Raw genomic sequence first — 21945 nt, 5'->3', positions numbered from 1 at the left:
ACGCAAGCTTTATTTCCCTGTCAACGTTTCAATATCAGATAAAATCTCATCAAATGGCACATTACTTACACCACTATAATCTTTAACGATTTTTCCATTTTGATCAATTAAATAAAATTTAGTACCATGGATTACTTGTGAATTGTTTTCAGGTTTTTTAACAATCGTTTTAAAATTTTCAGATGCAAATTTTTCAATGTGTTTTTGAGAATATCCCGTTAAGAAATTCCAATTACTAAAATCAACATTAAATTTATTTGCGAATGTAGTTAATAATTGTGGCGTATCAACTTCAGGATCAATACTAAATGAGATGAAGTCTACATTTAACTTCTTCTCTGCAGCCTTTTGTTGTAGTTTTGCCATATTTGCTGTCATTGGCGGACAAACTGTTTCACAACTTGTAAATATAAAATCTGTTACCCAGACTTTTCCTTTTAAATTTTTTGTCCCAAAAGTTTTACCGTCCTGGTTAGTGTATGTAAATTTTTCTAAATCCCAATTTAAAGGATTATCAATTTTATTTCCACAGCCACTTAATAATGCAAGACAAAAAATCATTATAAATGTCACAAATACCGTATTTCTCTTCATACTTTTCCCCCTATGTTGCATTGTACTTGTCCATTGTATCAAAAACAGATCGTTTCTTTCTAATAATTTAAACTAATTGACATATATATTTAAAATTTTTCAAATGATACTTTTACAAAATAAAGTTAAACTAAACATATTGATAAAGAATCTTGAAAGGATGACTGATAATGCCAAATAAAAAATATGAAAATTTAGACACGAGTTATCGTAAAACTTTTAAAGATTTTATCAAATGCGGAATCGAAAGAAGTAAGACAAAAAAGGATTATAGTAGTGTAATTCAACAATGTAGTCATAAAAAAATCTCCTATTTAAAGGAAAATCGTAATAAAACAACAATTACATGGATTGGACACTCGACTTTTTTAATACAAATAAAAGGAGTCAATATATTAACTGACCCTGTTTATGCTAATCAAATGGCTTTAAAAAAACGATTGACGAAACCAGGAATACTTATATCAGAATTACCTCCCATTGACATAATTTGTATTTCTCATGGTCACTATGATCATCTAGATTTTAATACATTGCGACATTTCCCTAAAAAAACACGATTTATTTTACCGATCGGCTTGAAACAAAAATTTATTAGTAAAGGCTATAACAACGTTCATGAAATGAAATGGTGGGAGTCAAAAGACTTTTTAGGGATCAATATTTCATTTGTACCTTCTCAGCACTGGACGAAGAGAACTTTATTTGACAGGAATAAGTCACATTGGGGTGGATTTGTATTCAAAACGTCCAATGACTGTATATATCACGTAGGTGATAGTGCTTATTTTTCAGGTTTCAAAGAAATCGGTAAAAGGTTTAAAATTGATACAGCAATTATTCCAATCGGAGCATATGAACCTGAATGGTTTATGAAACACAACCATATGTCGCCTGAAGAAGCTGTTCAAGCGTTTTTAGATTTAAAGGCAAAGTTATTTATCCCAATGCATTATGGAACATTTAAACTTGCAGATGATACTCCTTTTGAGGCTCTAGAGCGATTATGTTCAGAATGGAAAAGGAAAAAAATTAAACCTGAAAAGCTTAAAATTTCATTACTTGGTGAAACAATTCACCCCTCAATCGTTGGAAATAAAAAAGAAGAAGCCACTATTTATTAAGCTTCTTCTTTGTTATGTTAAAAAATAAAATGTTGAATATAAAATCTATTCAGCATAAAAAACAAACCCTATAGCACCTTTTCCTGTATGTGTACTAATTACTGGAGTTGTATAATCAGTTTCATCTAATTCAAGGTTTGTTAGCTGTTGTATTGATTTTCTAAGATTCTCTGCAAGTTCAGTAGCATCTGCGTGTGCAATTCCTACACCTTTTATCGTTTTTCCAAGTGTGTCTTGTTCAAAATATTTAGTTAATGTTTTTACTACTTGCTGATGGCTTCGAACTTTACCAACTGGAGAATAAACTCCACCTTCAAGTGATGCAATCGGTTTAATATTTAGTAATGACCCAATGAAGGCTTTACCCTTTCCAATTCTTCCGCCTTTAACTAAGTTTTCAAGCGTATCTACCATGATATATAAATACGTACTATTTTTAATTTCCGTAAGTCGGTTAACTATTTCTTCAACTGTGGATCCCTCTTCAGCCATTTGTGCTGCCTCAATGACTTGAAAAGCCATTGCTCTTGTAATAAAAGCTGAATCGATTACTGTTACATCACCTTCAACCATCCCTGCAGCTGCACATGCGGTTGAATAAGTACCACTTAAACCGCTAGATAAATGAATTGAAATGACTTTACTTCCATCGGCTGTCAATTTTTCAAATGTTTCCATAAATGTTCCTACAGCAGGTTGAGATGTCTTTGGCAATTCAACTGAATGTTGCATTTCATCAATAAATTGCTTTGGAGATAGATTAACCCCATCTAAATATGTTCCACCATTTATTTGAATTGTTAAAGGAATGACTGTTATATTTAAATTTTCAATTTCTTCTTTTAATAAGTCGGCCGTTGAGTCGGTTACAATCTTAATGTTTGCCAATCTATTCACATCTTTCTTCTCTAAAATTCTACAAAATTTGCAAAGCAAATTCATTATATCATTTTTACTCTAAGTTAACAGTAAATATTAAAGTTCCATTAAAATTTCAATAATTGTTTGAAAATCCTATTGACATAAGAGAGAGTTTAAAGTTAATGATGAATAAGATGAGGCTTTTGAATAAAATAGATAGATGGAGAATGTTCAAAAAAAAACTCGGTACTTATACCGAGTCTTTTACTGATTTATTTGCCGTTCTTTTCGTCTTTGTCTTCTAAAAGATCATTTGTTAATCCTTGTGTAGAACGCTTAAATTCTCTAAGTGTATCACCAAATGCTCTTCCGATTTCAGGTAATTTTTTTGGTCCAAATATAATTAATGCTAAAATTAAAATTAAAATTAAACCTGGAAAGCCTATGTTAGCCATTATTTTCCCCCAACTTCCATCCACTATTAATAAGTAAGTACCAAACTTTCCTTATATAGTAATATTGTCAAAAATTTGTTCATTCGTCAAATAATTTCAAGGAATTTTAATAAATTTTAATAACTTATTTAGTTTTAGTTTACATAACAATGTTATCAGTTCACATTATTGTTATTAGATAAAATTAATTTTTCTTTAAACTGTAAATACTCTTCTTTGTTACTAGGTACTACTAAAGCACCACTTTGAATTTTATCTTTATATTCATTAACTTTTACTAAAATTGGGTCCTCAACATTATTATCCGCTAGTATTAATTTTATACCATCTTCATTTAAACCATAAATTAACGTTTTACCACCATGAAATTCATTCGATTTTGTTTGTTTAGCCAAATCATATACTGCCTGATCAACTTTTTTCACAAGTGAAATAAGAGTTACGTTTTCAGGTAATCCGTGTTTATACTCATTACGGTCAGCCCCTATTACCCATACTTCCCTTTGATTTGATCTCCTAATCTTTTTTGCAGCAGTAAACACGCCTTTACTTGTTAAACCCGCTACAGGAAAAATTATATCAACGTCTTTCATCAAAAAGTCATTTGCTATTCTTGAACCTATTTTAGAGTCATTAAAGGTATTTGAATACGCTGTTAGAACTTCAATTTCTTTATCTACTGATTTTACACCAGAAATAAATCCATACTTATATCTGTTAATAATTTCATTGTCTTCTCCACCAATAAATCCAATTTTTTTTGTTTTTGTTTTCATTCCTGCTATTACACCTGCTAAAAAACTTCCGTCTTGTTCAGTAAAATTAATACTAATTACATTTGGTTGGTCAACTCTTGAATCAATCACACCAAATTTTGTACTTTTATTGTTTTCTGCAACTTTATTCAATACAGAAGTTAGATTATTACCTATTCCAATAATCAAATCATAATTTTCTTCAGCCATTTTAGTAATTTTTTTTCCAAAACCTTTTTTACTACTTGTTGTAATGTATTTATAATTCTTATCTTTTTGTAAATTTTCCTCTTTTGCAAATTTAGTAATTCCTTTCATAGCAATTGAATTTAAATAACTATCATTTTTATCATTTGAATTGGAGATAATCCCAATTTTGAAAGTATTACTAGACTCTTGATTATTACTGCAAGCCGAAATGACGACTGCAATTATCGAAATTAAGATTAATGCAGTCTTTTTTATATACAAAATCATTCACCTCATTCGAATACAATTATTTCTAGTATGAATTTTCGATTATTGTTTTATTCGTTGAAAAAAAGAGGGATTAGGAAATTGAGGGTTATTGGATCGAATATTTTTAAAAGCAGGAAGTACATATACCTCCTGCTTTCACGTTGCTGAAAAGCATTCTTATTATTTATTTTTCAAATTTACGTAAAAGGAGTTAAGTTTTGTTGATTTCCACAAAAGGATGCTCGCTCTCGAATTAGAAAAGTAGGAATAATTAGTAATTCCTATTCTTCTATCAATTAAGCTATATTCATTCAAATGTTCCTTTTACTAATATTTCTTTATCTTGCATCATCATTTTACCTTTTGAAATAACTACTTCGATTTCTAGCGTGGCTTTATTTAGTAAGACTAAATCTGCATCGTATCCATTTTTGATTTGTCCTTTTTGTAATTTTAATATATTAGCTGGGTTTTTAGTGATTACGCTAATTGCATCTTCAATCTTGATGCCTTCAATTAAAATTGCGTCTTTTACTTCGTTATATAAACTGCTTACTCTTCCAACCTTCATGCCTCTGAGTATTCCGTTTTGATCAAAATCTGGTAGACTACCTTGTCCATCAGATGTAAACGTGATTTGTTCAATGCTTACACCTGAATTGAGCATTCTTTTCAATGCTACGCTACATTTCACTTCACCATTATTCAAAAAGTGAGGGATTGAGCTAGTTGTAAAGTCAACAAACCCTCCTTTTTTAGCAAAGTTAATTCCTGCTTCAAATAAATAGCTATTGCGGTTAATATGTGTTGGGTAAAATTGAGTAATTGGTAATTCGGTTTCTTCAACAACCTCCTCGATCATTGATAACATTTTTTTACTATCTCCAATATGTACATTTACAACCCCGGACTTTCCTGAAAGCAAGCCCCCATTTCGAGCTTGTGCAGCTATTCTTGCAAATTCTTCCTTTGTCGGTTGAGATGATCGATGGTCTGAAATTGCTATTTCTCCTACACCGATAATCTTATCAATTAAGATGATGTCTTCCTCAATTTTAGAAAATAACGTTTTGACAGGTGTTTGGTAAGAGCCCGTATAGACAAATGAAGTAATTCCCTCTTCTTCTAATGCTCTACATTTAGCTAGTAGACTGGCCATTGTTCTTGTTGTTCCATCTGTACCAATTACTCCTACTACGGTGGTGATGCCTCCTTTAATACAATCAGACAACAATAATTCTGGTGTTCTTGTTTTAAATCCACCTTCACCTCCTCCACCAATAAGATGCACATGAGCATCAATGAAGCCAGGCACAATATAGTAGGCAGTTGCATCAAATATTTGTAAAGGAACCGAAGATGAGGTAATGCTTATTTCTTCATGGACATACTCAATTTTTTCATTCGAAATTAAAATATCATTTTTACCTATTGACTTTGGGGTAAAGATTTCACCATTTTTTATGAGTAACATATATACCTCCATTTAGAATAATTTTGTTTAATTCAGATTACCATATCTGTCTTTTTTATGAATCATTCTTGCATTTTAGTAACTTTTTAAAATGATCGATCAAAATATACATCCAGCTATTAAATATTGAAAACATTAAATCCCTAGTTTTGTTCATAATACTCTCATGGATAAAAATGATTCAATTAACATAGGAGGCATTTTTATGAGTAGAGCAATGAAAGAAGAATTAGCAAACGCTATTACTCATGGGATTGGTGCAATAATGAGCATCCCAGCACTATATTATTTAATTAGTAAAGCTATGCATAAAGGGACACCATTGCATTTAATTTCCTTTACAGTCTTTGGTTTGACTATGTTGTTATTTATATTTGCTCAACATTACTTCATAGCGTTAGAGACCCAAAGTTAATTAGACTGTTTACAATTTTAGATCACTCGGCAATTTATTTATTAATCGCTGGAACTTATACTCCATTTTTACTCGTAACATTAAGGGGTAGGATTGGCTGGTCCTTATTAACAATTATTTGGGGCTTGGCCGTTTCAGGTGTAATCTTTAAATTTATATATGTTAATAGGTTTGAATTATTTTCAACTATTGTTTATTTAATTATGGGTTGGTTAATGATGTTTGCAATTAAGCCTATTTATGTAGGATTATCTGGCATAGGATTTTTCTACTTATTATTAGGAGGACTATTTTATTCGATTGGCACAATTTTTTTTCTAGTCAAACGTTGGCCATATAGTCATGCTATTTGGCATTTATTTGTATTATTAGGTAGTGCATCTATGTATTTTTGTATATTTAAATTTGTTGTTTAAAAAAAGCGCTTCATTTTAAATGAGCGCTTTTAGTTTTAATATTCAATAATCTCTTTAATATAGTTAGTTAATTCTTTAGCGTCTGTGATTCCAATTTGTTCAGGATAAATTGGTGGAAATACTTTAAGTGTAACATTTGCTGGTTTAATACGATTACCATTAGCTTCTAAAATATTATAAGTCCCTTCAATTCTAACAGGAACAACTGGAACCCCTGATTTCGTTGCTAAATGTAGGCTCCCTGATTTAAATTCACCCATTTGACTACCCTTACTTCGAGTACCTTCTGGAAAAATAACTAATGAATGGCCATTTTTAAGTTTATCAACGCCTTCTTTTATAGCTTTAAGTGATTGTCTTCGATCACTTCTGTCCATAAATACACTATGCATTTGTTCCATCCAGTCTGGTACAATAGGTAGTTTTTTTAATTCGATTTTTGCAATGAATCCAATCGGCTTATTTAAATATCCTAATAATAGTGGAATATCAAAATTACTTTGATGATTACTTACAAATAGGACTCCTTCGTCTCTAGGAATATTTTCGATCCCTTCAACTTTTACCTTACTACCAGTACAGCCAATCATCATTTTCCCGAAATAATCAGGAAATTGGTGCATTATACGGTCTTGCTCATGTACAGGTAAATCTTTTGGTATTTTTTTAACTGATGATAATTTTAGCTTTGCTTCAATTACACCAACTACAATGCGTGTTGCAGCAAATATTGTGCGAAACATATTAATCCTCCGATAATTGAGTATGTTAATTATTATACAAAATGCCCAACCACTTGAAAAGTATTATCCATCCTGATTATTTAATAAACGACAATCAAAAAAGAATCGGCTTTTATTTGCCGATTCCTTAATATAGTGAATCTTTAGTTCGAAACTTTTGCCCCACTGAATTCTGCAGCAAGAACTTTAGCTTTTTCAATTGCATTAGCTTTAATTTCTTGTGCTTTATCTGGCATTGCAGCCATACCTTCTACGAATAATGTAGTTACATCAGTAACACCTACAAAGTTTAAGATACTTGTTAAGTATGGGCTAGAGAAATTAATTCCAGCTGCAGGACCTTCTGAATATACGCCACCGCTTGCTTGGATGTGTAATGCTTTTTTATTCTCAAGTAAACCAACTGGACCATTTTCAGTATATTTAAATGTTTTACCTGCAATTGAGATATTATCAATAAAGTTTTTTACAACTGATGGGAAACTAAAGTTCCAGAATGGTGTAACAAATACATACTCATCAGCTTGAGTGAAAATTTCTAAGTTACGATTCATAGCAGCTAAAGTAGCTTGTTGATCAGCACTTAATTCTTCAAAAGCAGTACCGTTTCCTAATTTGCCCCATGCATCAAATACATTTCCATCTAACATAGGGACATTTTCTTTGAATAAATCAAAATGAACAACTTCATTTTCAGGATTTGCTTTTTTGTATTCATTAATAAATGCTTCCCCTACAGATAGACCAAATGAATTTTCAATTGCATTTGGATTTGCAGTAATATAAAGTAATTTTTTCATCTTAAACATCTTCCTCTCAGTTTCATTTATCTTTAATTCGAGATTTATTTTTAAAAATCAAGGGATTGTTTAATCCCTTAACCTCATGATAATATCTCTAATTCAAGATGTCAACACTTTTTTTCATAAACAAAATATCTAAATTTAATTTTTGATTTTTCATCGACTTGTACATCAGAAACAGATTTAACATTCCATTCTTCTTTTGAAAAATCAGGGAAAAAAGTGTCACCCTCAAAGTTATGTTCAATTTCCGTAATATAAAGTGTATCTAAATAAGGGAATGTTAAATTAAAAATTTCAGCCCCACCAATAATAAATAAATCTTTATTTTTATTTTCTTCAATATAACTTATAACGTCATGAATGACTGTAACACCTTCTGCTTGAAAATCCTTTTGTCTTGTTACAACGATATTTTCTCGGTTTGGAAGTGGTCTACCAATCGAATCAAAGGTTTTTCTTCCCATAATAATTGTATACCCAGTAGTTACTTTCTTAAAATAAGCAAGCTCTTGTGGAAGATGCCAAGGCATCTTATTATTTAAGCCGATTACTTTGTTTTCTGACATCGCAACTAATGCAGCAATCATACACTTACTACTCCTTTGATCGCAGGATGGCATTCATAATCTTCTAATGTAAAATCCTCGTATTTAAATTCAAAAATGTCTTTGATTTCTGGATTTATTTTCATTTTTGGTAATTTATGAGGCTCTCTTGTTAATTGTAATTTAATTTGATCAAGATGATTTGTATAGATATGAGCATCTCCAAATGTATGTACAAAATCACCTAATTCTAAATCACATACTTGAGCAATCATCATTGTTAATAGTGCATATGATGCGATATTAAATGGAACTCCTAAAAAAATGTCAGCTGACAAAATCTTCAACCAAGTTCGTTACGCTTGGTCCGTTCTTAAAAAGAACTGCTACATGTCACCATGCAGATGAGACTATATCACGACCTCATAAAGGTCCCTTGCATTTCGGGTGCCAATCACTTGCACCCTACTCCATAATTGGATAGTCGTTAGGCATTTATGATTCTTTGTAATTATGAAATTTGGGAATTAATAATTTTAAACAATCCAGATTACTATTTCATAATACCACCAACAAAGAATAAATTTAGCACGGGATTGTCTTTATTTAAGAGTTTCCCCGTTTAGCAAGGTTATCGGTACAGATTACTCTGTAAAGGCGCTCAGAATTAACGCTGATAAAGCTGACAAGAAAGTTTTCCATCATTTACATAAAACTGGAAAAAACAATGACATGGTGCTAATGCCATCTTATCAAGTTCTCCAACATTCCACGCAGAAACAATCAATCTTCGAGAATCTGGATTTGTTTTTATTTGATTAATTACATCAGTAATTTGATCAATTGTTGAGCCATCAGCAGCTTTCCATGATCTCCATTGTTCCCCATATACAGGGCCCAAATTACCATTTTCATCTGCCCACTCATTCCAAATGCGAACACCATTTTCTTTTAAGTATTGAATATTAGTGTCGCCTTTTAAAAACCATAATAATTCATGAATAATAGATTTTAAATGAACTTTCTTTGTGGTTACTAAAGGAAAGCCATCTTGAAGATTAAATCGCATTTGATAACCGAATGTACTAATTGTTCCTGTTCCAGTACGGTCTGTTTTTTTCATGCCATTTTCTAATACGTGTTTACATAAATCTAAGTATTGCTTCATATTGACCTCCTAATTATGTATTGTTAATGCTGATCTTCTTCTTTAATTTCAATATAGCCAAAATGAAATTCTGATGATTTGCGAATTAATTGATTAAATCCATATTTTTTAAATCTTTCACTTCTAAAATGATCTTTCAACACTATTCTTTTTTTTGCAACGCGCTTAGCTTCGTTGATTACTTCATATGTTAGGTCATCATATGATGCTAAATTTTTCAATGCTGCAATACCCGAGGAGGTTTCAATATTTTTTTCAAACATCGGATCAAAATAAACGATATCAAAAGATTGATCTGGTAGTGTCTTTAAATACGTTTTATAATCTATATTTATCACTTCAATTTTGTTAATGATATTCGACCAATCTAAAATGTTCTGTTTATTTGTTTTTAAACCTTTCTTAGTTAGATAAGCAATAATTTGGTTTTTCTCTAAGCCTAACACTTTACCTTGCTCACCTACAACGTAACTTGCAACGATACTATCTGAAGCCATTCCAAGTGTACAGTCTAATAGATAATCACCTTTTGTTAATAAACAAGCGTCACAAAATGGATCATGTTCGCCCTTTATCAAACGTCTAATTCTAAAAACTGAGGAGTTCGGGTGAAAAAAGTATGGAATAGCTTGGCTATCCTCATACCATTCTAATCTATTTTTACTAATAACAAGTATAGGTTTTTTAAATTTAGCATAGATTTCTTCAATGCTAAATTCTTTACGGAGGATTAGCTGTCCATTTAAGTCTGAAGCAATTATCTCTGCTTCCTTTTCTAAATAAACATCTGGTCTTAGACAAGTTGTTATAATCATATGTCTCCTTAATTAAGAAAAAAAGAGGAACAATCCTCTTTTCAGTTGCCCGCCAAACGCTCATCATTCTTAATTGCTTCACCTGTCTACCGAGCTCTTTACCGCGTAAAGGTAAACTCCGCTCCTCACCTAAAAGACAAGCGCTAGCAAACAGTCTGAAAGTCAAATTTTTGGATTTAGTCTATACACTGAAAAGAGGAAAAATCCTCTTTTTACATTTGTGCAAATATTGATTGAATTCTTGCTTTAATATCTTCAGGAGTTGACCCTTCGATTTGTTCACGAGGAATAAATCCAACTACCTCTTTACCTTTAAATACTGCCATTGAAGGTGAAGATGGTGGGAAGTCAGCTAAATATTCTCTTAATGTTGCAGTAGCTTCCTTATCTTGTCCAGCAAACACTGTCATAACATTTGCAGGTTTTTTCTCTGATTCAATAACAGCTTGAACTGCAGAAGGTCTAGCAAGTCCAGCAGCACAACCACAAACTGAATTGATTACAAAAAAAGCAGTATCATTTAAATCATTCATAAATGACTCGACTTCTTCCCCAGTAGTTAATTCTGTAAAACCATTTGAAGTTAATTCCTCTCTCATTGGCTTTACGATCCCTTTCATGTACTCATCATATGCATTCATTAGTTTGTTTCTCCTTTGTCATTTTCTATTTTATTACGCTCAGTCATTTGTTTCCAAACTGAACCAAGTGCTTCCTCACCATTCTCAATTCGATGCAAAGCAAGTTGAACTTGTAATTTCACTTCGAATTCTGGGTCTTCTAATGCAGCTTTTAATGCTGGAATTGCACTTTCATCACCTAGTTCAAAAAGAAACATTGCTGCACGCCATCTAACTAATTTACTAGGATCTTTTAATGCTTCAATCATAGCTGGCATGGCTTCTTCAAATCCTAAGTCTGATAGACAATCTCCAGCAATTCGTCTTACACCAACTGCCTTATCCTTTAAAGCCTTATATAAATAAGGTAACACTAATTCTGATTTTAACATACCTAAATAAGCTGTAGCTAATCTTCTTATTGAAACATGTTCATCTTTTAATGCGATTTCTAGTAATGGTAGGTCTTCAAGGGTAGGATCGATTTTTACAAATCTCGCATACCTTTTTTTCCAATCTTTTTCTTCAAAAATATCTGCAGTAAAAGGTTCAAATTTAGGAACTTCTTTTTTCTCAGTATTCGATTCATCATTCTTCATCACTTCATTGACGATATTCTTTATGTCGTTTTCAGTGTGAATAGCCGTTAATTCATCAATAATTTCTTTCTCTATTGTTGCTAATTCACCATAACGAATGCCATAATCAATCCACTGTCTTTCAAATACTACATTTGATGCAGATGTTGTTAGTTTCATAATTGCTTCCTTATAGAAAGGAGGTAAAGCTGCTCTTTGTTCTTCACCATTTACAATTAATTTCAACTGCATTGGTATATTATGATACATTTGAACAAATACTTGTACCTCTCCAAAATGACTATCAATTATCGTTTCATTAGTAGATTCATCATTTACTTCTTCACCAAATACATTTCTGACTTGAAGCAAAATGGTTTGCCAATTTGCATTTGACTTTCGATCAATGGCAATAAAATCAGCTACATGATAGACACTTTTGATCCCTTCTATTCCTAATATTTCTTGAATTATTAATGGTGCCTTGTCAATATTATCAATAGAATAATGATTTCTACTTCCTGATGGCAATTCTTCATTTAATAACACTTTCATTGTATTAGGACTTGGTGTTGGTTCAATTGACTTAATTTTCATCTTTATCTCCTCTTCTTGTTATTTAGTCCATTCTATCAAAAAGAGGAAAAACTCACTATTGTAACGCCTTAACAAATTCTTCAAAGTCATTTGTTCTAGATTCGATTGCGTTGTGAGTTAACTCTTCAGTTCGACGAGTAAAAAGGTGAAATTTCTCAACTATTATTTCCGTCACATAAATAGGTTTTTCAGATTCCTTTACATAACTTGAAGTTTTTATAACTCCTTCAATAGAAACTTCCATCCCCTTTTTTGCTTTTTTAGTAGCATATTCAGCAATGGGACCCCATAATTTTACTGAAACATAGTTCGTTTTCGTTTTTTTCAGATAATCTGAATAAACATTTGTAGCAATATTAATAAAAGTTGTTTTCCTTCCATTCGGTGTAGTTTGTAAAATGGGCTCTTTCGTTAATCTACCTACTAATACAACATTGTTTATCATTATTACCATCTCCTTTATTTTTTTCTACAATACAAAATTATTGTAAGTTCGTAAAAAAAGGAAAATGGTATTTTAAATAAACTTTTATTTTAAAAATTTCATTATGAGATAAAAAAACTTAAGTAGTAAAATGACATCATCATCCAAAACTCAAAATTAATACTCTACTTTAGACTTTCCACTAAATCACTTAAAACTGACCAACGCTCCATTTTGTGTTCAAGTTGTGCTTCTTTTTCCTCAATATCTTTCGAAAGTTTATAAGCTTCATCAAAATTAGAGCCTACGCCTTGTAATTTTTCATTTAGTTGCTCAATCTCATTTTCCAGTTTTTCAATTTCAGATTCAATACTATCCCATTCTTTTTGTTCTTGATAAGTTAATCGCTTTTTCTTTTGTTCTTTTTGATATACTGGTTTTTCAATTGGCTCTTTTACAGCTTCAACTTCACGTTTTTCGTTTGATTGTCGTTCTAAATAATCCGTATAGCTTTCTAAAGTAGTTGAAATTTTTCCTTCACCTTCGAAAATTAATAATTTATTAGTAACTTTATCTAAGAAATAGCGATCATGTGATACGGTAACTACTACTCCACTAAAATTCTCAATATAGTCTTCTAAAACCGTTAAAGTATCAATATCTAAATCGTTCGTTGGCTCATCAAGTAATAATAAATTTGGAGCAGTCATTAAGAGCCTTAATAAATATAGTCTTCTTTTTTCGCCACCTGAAAGTTTGCCCAATTGTACTCCGTGAGATTGGGTAGGAAATAAGAATGTTTCCAGCATTTGTGAAGCTGAAATTGTTTTTCCATCTGGTGTATGAATGACTTCTGCTTCTTCCTTAATATAATCAATCATTCTCATCGTTGGATTCATATTTTCTTGTATTTGAGTATAGTATGCTACTTTTACTGTTTGCCCAATTTCAATTTCACCAGAATCAACTTGTTCTTCTCCAACAAGCAATTTCAATAAAGTTGTTTTACCCGCACCATTTTCACCAATTATTCCTATTCGATCAGTTTGAAGTAAAAGTAAGTTAAAATTATCTAAAATCGTTTTCTCATTAAACGACTTATCAACATTAATAAACTCAACAACTTTTTTACCTAAACGAGTTTGTTGAAAGTTCATCTCTAATTCCACTTTTTCTTGATTGTTGAGTTTACCTGAAAGCTCATCAAATCGTTGAATACGAGCTTTTTGCTTAGTTGTTCGAGCTTTTGCTCCTCTACGCATCCAAGCTAATTCTCTTCTAAATAAATTATTTCTTTTTTCATTAGTAGCTGACTCTTGCTCTTCTCGAGCAGCTCTTTGTTCAATATAATACTGATAGTTTCCTTCATAACGATAGATATTACTATTTGAAAGCTCTAATAGTGCTGTAGTAACTTCATCTAAAAAGTAACGATCATGGGTTACAAATAATACTGCATTTTGTAGTCTTTTTATGTATTCCTGTAAAAAAACGATACATTCATAGTCCAAATGGTTCGTAGGCTCATCTAGAATTAATAAATCACATGGATGAATTAATGCTTTTGCTAGGGCTACTCTTTTCTTCTGACCACCTGAAAGTAATGAAACATCTAAATTTAAATTTGATAACCCTAATTTAGATAAAATTGTCTTTGCATTTGCTTCTAAATCCCAACCATTTAATGAATCCATTTCAGCTTGTAATTTTAGTAATTCATTTTGTAATCCTTGATTAGATGGATCTTCTCCAAGTGCTTGTAAAGTTTTTTCATATGATTTTACTAAAACCATTACTTTATCATCACTCTCAAATACTGCTTCAAGAATCGTTTGTTTTTTATCAAAGTCTTCATGTTGAGGCAAATAACTTATTACATAATCCTTTGGAGTCGTAATTTTTCCATCATCAGCTGACTCGACACCTGCAATAATTTTCAATAAACTCGATTTACCAGTTCCATTTATACCTAATAATCCAATTTTCTGCCCTTCGCTTACGGTAAATGAAATTTTATCGAATAAAGTTTTTTCCCCATAAGTTTTAATTAAATTCTCTACACTTAAAATCTTCATATTTTAAAATTCCACTCTTTCATGAATTCATCGATGAATTTTTCTACAAATAAATGTCTTTCTTCTGCCATTTCTAATGCTGTTTTTGTATTCATTAAGTCTTTTAGTTTTAATATTTTTTCATAGAAGTGATGTAGCGAAGAACTTTTGTCACTTCTATATTCTTCAATCGTCATGTTATCTCTTATTTTAAACTCAGGGTTATACATACTACGACCTTTTTTACCTCCGTATGCAAACGTTCTAGCAACACCAATTGCTCCAATTGCATCCAAACGATCAGCATCTTGTACAATTTTACCTTCTAAAGAAGTTGGAATAACCCCATTACCTCCTTTATAGGAGATATTTTCAATTATGTACAAAATTGATTTTACATCTTCATTACTATTTAATAATTCATTTAGAATTGATTCTAATTGTATTTTTTGAACTTCAAGATCATCATGTAATTTATCATCTATTACATCGTGAACTAATGCAGCACATTCTACGATGAATTGATTTGCATTTTCTTTTTTAGCAATATGTACAGCTAAGTTTCTAACACGGTCTATATGATGCCAGTCATGTCCAGAACTATCACCTTGATGAAGATTTCGAACATAATTTTCTAATTGTAATATGATTTCATGCTGATTCATACTCGTACCCCCATAAATCGACTAGTGATATTATATCATTTTTCTTTCTCCGAAAAACATTAATAGGCTAAGTGGGAATTAAATTTACGAAAAAACCTTCACTTAAAGTGAAGGTTTTAGGTGTTTCTACAAAATTATGATTTTATATAAATTTAGAAATCTAATTATATTGAGTCGTATATTTGTTCTTAAATCTATTTGGATTCGTTTTATGCCATTTCCAAGCAGCTTTAATAATCAAATCGATGTCTTCATTCTTTACTGTCCATCCTAAAACTATTTAGCTTTCTCTAAAAGAAGCAACTAGAATATTTGGGGCACCTCCTCTTCTAGAATTGATTTTATATGGTATTGGATTCTTAGTTATTCGATGAACTGCTTCTACTATTTATAATACTGAATATCCCTTATTATTTCCAAGGTTAAAAATATCACTTTTTCAACCATTAAAAAGGTAATTAAGTGCGAGTAAATGTACATTCATTAAATCTTCAACATGAATATAGAGCTCCGCCAAGTACTAAAATATTCATTTTGTTCACATTCTTTCGTTTTCGAGTTGTTTTTTATTCATATTTTTATTTTTAAAAACAAGTAATTTTTGACCAAAATAATTTAAAATCGTATATAACCCAGAACTAATTAAGACAGCTAAGTCATTTTTAAAATTTTGAGATATAAAATCCTGTAAATTAAAAAGATATTCAATTATTTTAGCACCAAGATCAAATGCTATAAAATAACAAGTTAAAATGACAATGATAAACATTGGAATACTTTTTTTTACTGAGCCTTGACTTTTAAATGTAAAATTCCGATTTAAAATATAACTAATACATGCGCCTAAAGAATTTCCAATAAATGTTGAAATCCAATAAGATAAACCAAATAAATGAAGTAGTAAATAAATGAATGATAATCCTACAATTGTATTTGCAATTCCTACTGCAATAAAACGGAAAAATGTCTTATTCATCTTTACCCCTTATTTACTAGTTCAGTATGCGTCATTGTATATAAATCTGTTTCAATTGCATACCTTGGTCGATTTTTAACTTCGTGATAAATCTTTCCAATATACTCACCGATCATTCCAATACCCAATAATTGAACTCCACCAACAAACCAAATTGAGACCATAAGTGATGGCCATCCACTAACCGTATTCCCTAATATATGTTGAACAATTGCATAGCCACCTGCTAATAAACTAAATAAGATGGATAAAAACCCCAGCAGTGAGACAAATCTAATCGGGGCTATACTAAATGAAGTGATCCCGTCAAACGCAAACGATAGCATCTTTTTTAATGGATATTTTGATTCTCCCGCAAATCTTTCTTTTCGATCGTAATAAACATTAGTTGAAGGAAAACCTACAAGAGGTACTAGTCCCCTTAAGAATAAATTTGTTTCTTTATATTTGAATAATTCATCTAATGCCCGTTTACTCATTAATCGGAAATCAGCATGATTTGGAACCAGATTAATTCCTATTTTCCCCATGAATCGATAAAATCCAAGCGCTGTTGAACGCTTAAAGAAAGTATCTGTTTCTCTACTATCTCGTACGCCATAAACAATATCAAATCCCTCTAAATACTTTTCTACAAATTTACGAATCACATTAATATCATCTTGTAAATCCGCATCAATTGAAACTACACAATCGGATTGCTTGTTTGCAATTTCAAGCCCAGCAATGAGTGCATTTTGATGCCCTACATTTTTAGCAAGCTTCAATCCTTTAACAAATTGATTCTCGTTACTTTCCTCTTCTATTAATTCCCATGTTCGGTCCTTACTTCCGTCATCTACAAATAGAATTTTACTATCATCAGAAATAAGAGAATCATATATTAATTCTTCAAGTAAGTAAGTGAGTTGATAAGCTGTTTCTTCAAAGACTTCCTGTTCATTGTAACAAGGTACAACAATCGTTAATAAAGGTATCATGGATATCACGTCCTTTTTAAGGTGGTTATTTTACTTCGTATAGATAGATGCGCCATGCAGAATTATGATCATTAAAAATCTTCATCAATCTAAGACCATTACTTTTAGCATTTTCAATTGGGACAGCCGCAAAAATATATTCCCCACCCATCTTTTTAAATTCATTAAAATTTAGATTTAAATGATGGATTTTTACGTTTGAGTCCTTTTTAAATTCATAATTTTTACCTAGTTCAGCTACAAATAGGTAGCATCTCCCCCCCCAATGATCGAAATAATTTTCAAGCAACGGGCTTTTTTCAAGTTCAGGGGCAATTATTTTTCTAAATTGGTGCTTATACTTTAACGAATAAAAATTATTATACGTATCGAGCGTGTAAAAACCGTTATACTGAGCAATCGATGGGTGAATGCCTATACTTGCAACCCGATAACTATTTTTAGGTTTTCCAATATATTTCGAGATTTCATTAAATTGATTTACAGCATAAAATTGTTTAAATGATGGTTTCCCCGCTACTCGATATACGATTTCCTCATTAGCACAAAACATTACAATTACTTGAACTACTAAACAAATCTTTACAAACTTTTGCCAACCTTTTCCCTTTAACCAAAGAAGATAGGCTCCAACAGCAAACATTAAATAGATTATTAAAGGTCTTAAAAAATGAAATCTAGCAAAGTTAAACGTATTTAAAAGTTGAAATTGTTCTTTTACTGGCTTCCATCCTTTATAAAACCAAAAGGCGTACCAAACGGATAATAAAAAATTAAGAATAAATAAGTATAGAAATCTTTTTTCAATACTATCTCTTTTTTTATTTCTTAAAGTCCAGAATACAATAAAAGATAAAGGTACAATGACTAGAGTGTGAAGTGTTAAAACATGGGTATGTCCTAAAAAATAATTCTTAAATACTAATCGAATCGTATGCCAAAAACCCAATGTAGAGCTTAAAAACTCATTTCTACTTGTTGGTTCAGATGGAATGACTAGTGAGAATACAAGGCGATATTCGATTGCTAAATACATTAAAGTCATTAATAAAATACTTAAAAAGAACACTAGATTGATTTTCTTTTTTACAAATACATCTCTTAACCATAGCAATCCCATCATTACTAAAAAGAAAAAGAATCCTAATACAAAACTAGAATAGAAGGGTAATAATATAAGAGTAATCCAGTCTATCCAGGAATATTTTCCAATTCTTATATTTAGAAACGCCCATAGTGCTAGTGGCATCCCCAATGTACTTAGCATTCCAGACGGCCAAAATGGTGTTAGTGCAAATGCAAGTGAGACCCATACTCTAATTAAGTAATTTTCTTTTGATGTTATAAAATGCTTTTTTAACAAGAGATACATCCCAAGAAACGCAAAGACTCTGGTAATTGTCTGACCTATTGAATAGGCCAGCATTGGCGCAAAGAGATTATTTAACCACTGTATACCACTAAATTCCGTTCCATAAGCATTTCTTGGCAATCCATTAATGATCTGTGGGATTGTAGAATTTAATTTACCAAATAATTGTCCTGAGTTTCTAAGTGTTTTATACCATGCAATATTTGAATCTAAATTATCATGTACTCTAATATGAGCATTTTCCCCTAATAGGAATAGAGGAGAAACATAAATGATCATTAAAATTGTTGCAATAATTAAATGTTTATTTTCATGGCTTAATTGTTTAAATAATTTCAAATTTATTACACCACTTTGTTTATTTTTAGTTTTTGGATTACTGATTAAAATTCCCCTCTCTTGTTCGCCAGAGTTCGATCCTTCCAACCTTTTTCTCACTTCTATCATTAATGATAAAGATTTCGTTTAATAGACGCTTAATGCTATGTCCATTTAATATTAAAATTCTTTTCTGAAAATCAGATGAAAATTTGACTAAAATTTCATTTAAATTTTCCTATAATTTACAATAAGTAATAAATATTATTTTAATAATGTGCATAAAAATTTGATTAGGCTAATTTCTTTAATAGTATATAAATAGTTTTTAGAAGTCATTAAATCATGTACTAGAGGTGCAATCATGCTGATTTTTGTGGATGACGAACAAAAAAAGTTTCATCTAACAAATGGAAGAATTAGTTATGTATTTTATGTCATGAAAAATGGTCATCTTGGGTCTTTGTATTTTGGAAAAGCGATTGACATTCATTCAAATTTTACTCATATCCAAAATGACAATAGTGCTACAACATATACTTCTTATTATTATGCTGATCGATCAATTAGTCTTGAAACAATCAGACAGGAATATCCCGTATATGGCACCTCTGACTATCGAGAACCGGCATTAAGTATTCGTCAGTTAAACGGTAGCCATATTACTAGCTTTATCTATAAAGATTATACAATTACAAAAGGGAAACCCATTTTACATGGTTTACCTGCTACTTATACAGAAAATGAAGAAGATGCAGAAACAATTCAGATTGTTCTAGAGGACTCAACACTTAATGCTGAATTAGTCTTATGCTATACAATTTTTAAAGATTTGTCTGTTATTACTAGAAGTGCTTATATTTGTAACCACGGTTCGGAACCTTTTTATTTAGAACGTTTTATGAGTGTATCTATTGATTTTCCTGATTTTGATTTCATTATGATTCAACTAAGTGGTGCATGGTCTAGAGAGAGACATTTAAATGAACGTCAATTAGTGATGGGTACACAAGGCATATCGAGTTTACGTGGTTCAAGTTCACATCAACATAACCCATTTCTTGCCCTTAGAAGAAAAGAGACTACAGAAAATAATGGTGATGTATTTGGTTTTAATTTAGTTTATAGCTCAAATTTTATTGCTCAAGCTGAGGTTGATCATTATGATATGACTAGAATTACGATGGGAATTCATCCGTTTCGATTTACTTGGAAATTATCTGAAAACGAACACTTTCAGTCCCCTGAAGTAGTGATGGTGTATTCTGATAAAGGTATGAACGGGATGAGTCAAACTTATCATGATTTATATCGAAACAACCTAATTCGTGGTAAGTGGAAAAATAATGAAAGACCTATATTAATAAACAATTGGGAAGCCACTTATTTCAACTTTAATGAAGAATCTTTACTTCAAATCGCAAGAGAAGCAAAAAAACTTGGGATTGAATTATTTGTATTAGATGATGGATGGTTTGGTAAAAGAAATAATGCTACTAGCTCTCTAGGCGATTGGTATTCAAATACTGAAAAATTCCCTTTAGGAATAGATCATTTTGCCAATAAAATTAAAGAGTTAGGTTTAAAATTTGGTCTTTGGTTTGAGCCTGAAATGGTTAGTCAAAATAGTAATTTATTTAAAAATCATCCTGATTGGATTATTCATACACCTAATCGACAGGTTTCTTTAGGAAGACATCAATTAGTATTAGATTTCTCGAGAAAGGATGTTGTCGATCACATTTATAAAAAAATGGCAGATGTTATAAAAAATACAAATTTAGACTATATAAAATGGGATATGAATCGAAATATTACTGAAGCTTATTCTATGAAGTTAGCTAATGATCAGCAAGATGAATTTTTTCATCGATATATTTTAGGTGTGTATGAATTATATGAACGACTAGTAAGTGATTTTCCAAATGTGTTATTTGAATCATGCGCTGGCGGTGGTGGTCGATTTGATCCTGGTTTATTGTTTTATGCACCCCAAGCATGGGCAAGTGATAATACAGACCCAATTGAACGATTAAAAATTCAATACGGTACCTCACTACCATACCCAATTTCTAGCATCGGATCACATGTATCAGCATCACCTAATCATCAAACATTTCGTAATACCCCATTATCAATTAGAGCTAATGTCGCATTCTTTGGAACATTTGGTTACGAATTAAATCCTTTGATACTTACTGAAAAAGAAAAATCAGAAATTAAATCGCAAATACAATTTTACAAACATCACCAATCGTTGATTATGAAAGGAGATTTTTATCGTTTACTTGATCCTTTTAAGGAAAACGAAGTAGCTTGGATGGTAATAAGTAAAAATAAAAATGAAGCCATTATAGGTTGGTACAAAATATTAGCAAGCCCAAACCCAATGAAGTCCCAGACTTTAAAACTGACAGGTTTAAATCCAAATAAGAAATATTTTCTAAACACAACGAATCTCACTTTTTATGGAAACGAATTAATGGAAAACGGAATCCCCTTACCACTCGAATTTAATGGCGCCAATAAAAAAATTGCAAAACGAGCAGGTGATTTCCAATCTTGCATCTTTCATCTTGTTTGTCCTGATTAAATGTACAAACTCGTCCTTAATGTCCTCTGACGAAGTTCGAAATAGTAGAAATATTGACCAATCGAAACGCTTGTCTTTACGAGAAGCAAATCTTGCAGATGTGCGATAAAAACAAGCGTTTTTAAATGGTCTTAAGAC

General features: G+C 31.1%; 20 protein-coding genes and 2 pseudogenes. 3 read left to right on the top strand and 19 right to left on the bottom strand.

Annotated features, from left to right (window positions below):
• Window positions 1–9 precede the first annotated feature (9 nt).
• On the bottom strand, window positions 10–594 hold the full coding sequence (locus MY490_RS09645; RefSeq protein WP_282439853.1) for an SCO family protein: 585 nt from the start codon (window positions 592–594) through the stop codon (window positions 10–12).
• Window positions 595–764: 170 nt separating this feature from the next.
• Between MY490_RS09645 and MY490_RS09640 the strand changes: the two genes are divergently transcribed.
• Window positions 765–1718, top strand: a complete 954-nt coding sequence (locus MY490_RS09640) for an MBL fold metallo-hydrolase (protein WP_248268985.1) — start codon at window positions 765–767, stop codon at window positions 1716–1718.
• Window positions 1719–1763: 45 nt separating this feature from the next.
• Here MY490_RS09640 and MY490_RS09635 read toward each other — a convergent pair whose 3' ends face one another.
• The 4 genes from MY490_RS09635 to iadA all read right to left on the bottom strand — a co-directional run bounded on the left by MY490_RS09635 (window position 1764) and on the right by iadA (window position 5722).
• Entirely contained in the window at window positions 1764–2606 is an 843-nt protein-coding gene (locus tag MY490_RS09635; RefSeq protein WP_248268984.1) for a DegV family protein, read from the bottom strand.
• A 245-nt stretch (window positions 2607–2851) separates the two neighbouring features.
• Window positions 2852–3037, bottom strand: coding sequence for a twin-arginine translocase TatA/TatE family subunit (locus MY490_RS09630; protein ID WP_025672166.1), 186 nt, complete (start codon window positions 3035–3037; stop codon window positions 2852–2854).
• Window positions 3038–3189: 152 nt separating this feature from the next.
• A complete protein-coding gene (locus MY490_RS09625; protein ID WP_248268983.1) occupies window positions 3190–4260 on the bottom strand; it encodes a BMP family lipoprotein in 1071 nt (356 codons plus the stop codon).
• A gap of 295 nt (window positions 4261–4555) precedes the next feature.
• Window positions 4556–5722, bottom strand: coding sequence for a beta-aspartyl-peptidase (iadA, locus tag MY490_RS09620; protein ID WP_248268982.1), 1167 nt, complete (start codon window positions 5720–5722; stop codon window positions 4556–4558).
• 205 nt (window positions 5723–5927) lie between these two features.
• Here iadA and trhA point away from each other — a divergent pair.
• Window positions 5928–6553 (top strand): annotated as a pseudogene (gene trhA / locus MY490_RS09615) (PAQR family membrane homeostasis protein TrhA).
• A gap of 35 nt (window positions 6554–6588) precedes the next feature.
• On the opposite strand, the gene MY490_RS09610 reads toward trhA, so the two are convergent.
• The 14 genes and pseudogenes from MY490_RS09610 to MY490_RS09545 form a co-directional block, all read right to left on the bottom strand.
• A complete protein-coding gene (locus MY490_RS09610; protein ID WP_248268981.1) occupies window positions 6589–7296 on the bottom strand; it encodes a lysophospholipid acyltransferase family protein in 708 nt (235 codons plus the stop codon).
• 143 nt (window positions 7297–7439) lie between these two features.
• Window positions 7440–8096, bottom strand: coding sequence for an FMN-dependent NADH-azoreductase (locus tag MY490_RS09605; protein WP_129688791.1), 657 nt, complete (start codon window positions 8094–8096; stop codon window positions 7440–7442).
• A 110-nt stretch (window positions 8097–8206) separates the two neighbouring features.
• Complete coding sequence (locus MY490_RS09600) at window positions 8207–8689, bottom strand: dihydrofolate reductase (protein ID WP_248268980.1); 483 nt, start codon at window positions 8687–8689, stop codon at window positions 8207–8209.
• Window positions 8686–8985, bottom strand: coding sequence for a thymidylate synthase (thyA, locus tag MY490_RS09595; RefSeq protein ID WP_432707051.1), 300 nt, complete (start codon window positions 8983–8985; stop codon window positions 8686–8688). The genes MY490_RS09600 and thyA (MY490_RS09595) overlap by 4 nt, the downstream gene beginning before the upstream one ends.
• 332 nt (window positions 8986–9317) lie before the next feature.
• Window positions 9318–9815 (bottom strand): annotated as a pseudogene (gene thyA, locus MY490_RS09590) (thymidylate synthase); the annotation flags it as partial.
• Between the two features lie 23 nt (window positions 9816–9838).
• Window positions 9839–10630 (bottom strand): class I SAM-dependent methyltransferase, encoded by a 792-nt coding sequence (locus MY490_RS09585; RefSeq protein WP_248268979.1) that lies wholly within the window; start codon window positions 10628–10630, stop codon window positions 9839–9841.
• Between the two features lie 212 nt (window positions 10631–10842).
• On the bottom strand, window positions 10843–11271 hold the full coding sequence (locus MY490_RS09580) for a BrxA/BrxB family bacilliredoxin (protein ID WP_248268978.1): 429 nt from the start codon (window positions 11269–11271) through the stop codon (window positions 10843–10845).
• The gene (locus MY490_RS09575; RefSeq protein WP_248268977.1) at window positions 11271–12425 is read right to left on the bottom strand and encodes a conserved virulence factor C family protein; all 1155 of its coding nucleotides are present in this window, start codon (window positions 12423–12425) and stop codon (window positions 11271–11273) included. The genes MY490_RS09580 and MY490_RS09575 overlap by 1 nt, the downstream gene beginning before the upstream one ends.
• 55 nt (window positions 12426–12480) lie before the next feature.
• On the bottom strand, window positions 12481–12870 hold the full coding sequence (locus MY490_RS09570; protein ID WP_248268976.1) for a single-stranded DNA-binding protein: 390 nt from the start codon (window positions 12868–12870) through the stop codon (window positions 12481–12483).
• Between the two features lie 164 nt (window positions 12871–13034).
• Entirely contained in the window at window positions 13035–14924 is a 1890-nt protein-coding gene (locus tag MY490_RS09565; RefSeq protein ID WP_248268975.1) for an ABC-F family ATP-binding cassette domain-containing protein, read from the bottom strand.
• Window positions 14921–15568: an HD domain-containing protein gene (locus tag MY490_RS09560; RefSeq protein ID WP_248268974.1), complete on the bottom strand. Its 648-nt coding sequence runs from the start codon at window positions 15566–15568 to the stop codon at window positions 14921–14923. Before MY490_RS09560 ends, MY490_RS09565 begins: the two co-directional genes overlap by 4 nt.
• 538 nt (window positions 15569–16106) lie before the next feature.
• Complete coding sequence (locus tag MY490_RS09555) at window positions 16107–16544, bottom strand: GtrA family protein (protein ID WP_248268973.1); 438 nt, start codon at window positions 16542–16544, stop codon at window positions 16107–16109.
• Between the two features lie 2 nt (window positions 16545–16546).
• A complete protein-coding gene (locus MY490_RS09550; RefSeq protein WP_248268972.1) occupies window positions 16547–17524 on the bottom strand; it encodes a glycosyltransferase family 2 protein in 978 nt (325 codons plus the stop codon).
• A gap of 25 nt (window positions 17525–17549) precedes the next feature.
• Window positions 17550–19175: a DUF6044 family protein gene (locus MY490_RS09545; RefSeq protein ID WP_248269349.1), complete on the bottom strand. Its 1626-nt coding sequence runs from the start codon at window positions 19173–19175 to the stop codon at window positions 17550–17552.
• Between the two features lie 403 nt (window positions 19176–19578).
• Between MY490_RS09545 and MY490_RS09540 the strand changes: the two genes are divergently transcribed.
• Window positions 19579–21807 (top strand): alpha-galactosidase, encoded by a 2229-nt coding sequence (locus tag MY490_RS09540; protein ID WP_248268971.1) that lies wholly within the window; start codon window positions 19579–19581, stop codon window positions 21805–21807.
• Window positions 21808–21945 lie beyond the last annotated feature (138 nt).

Origin of the sequence: Gottfriedia acidiceleris, assembly GCF_023115465.1 — a bacterium.
GTDB classification, from domain to species: Bacteria; Bacillota; Bacilli; order Bacillales; family Bacillaceae_G; genus Gottfriedia; species Gottfriedia acidiceleris_B.
This window is presented reverse-complemented; position numbering and strand designations above follow the sequence as displayed.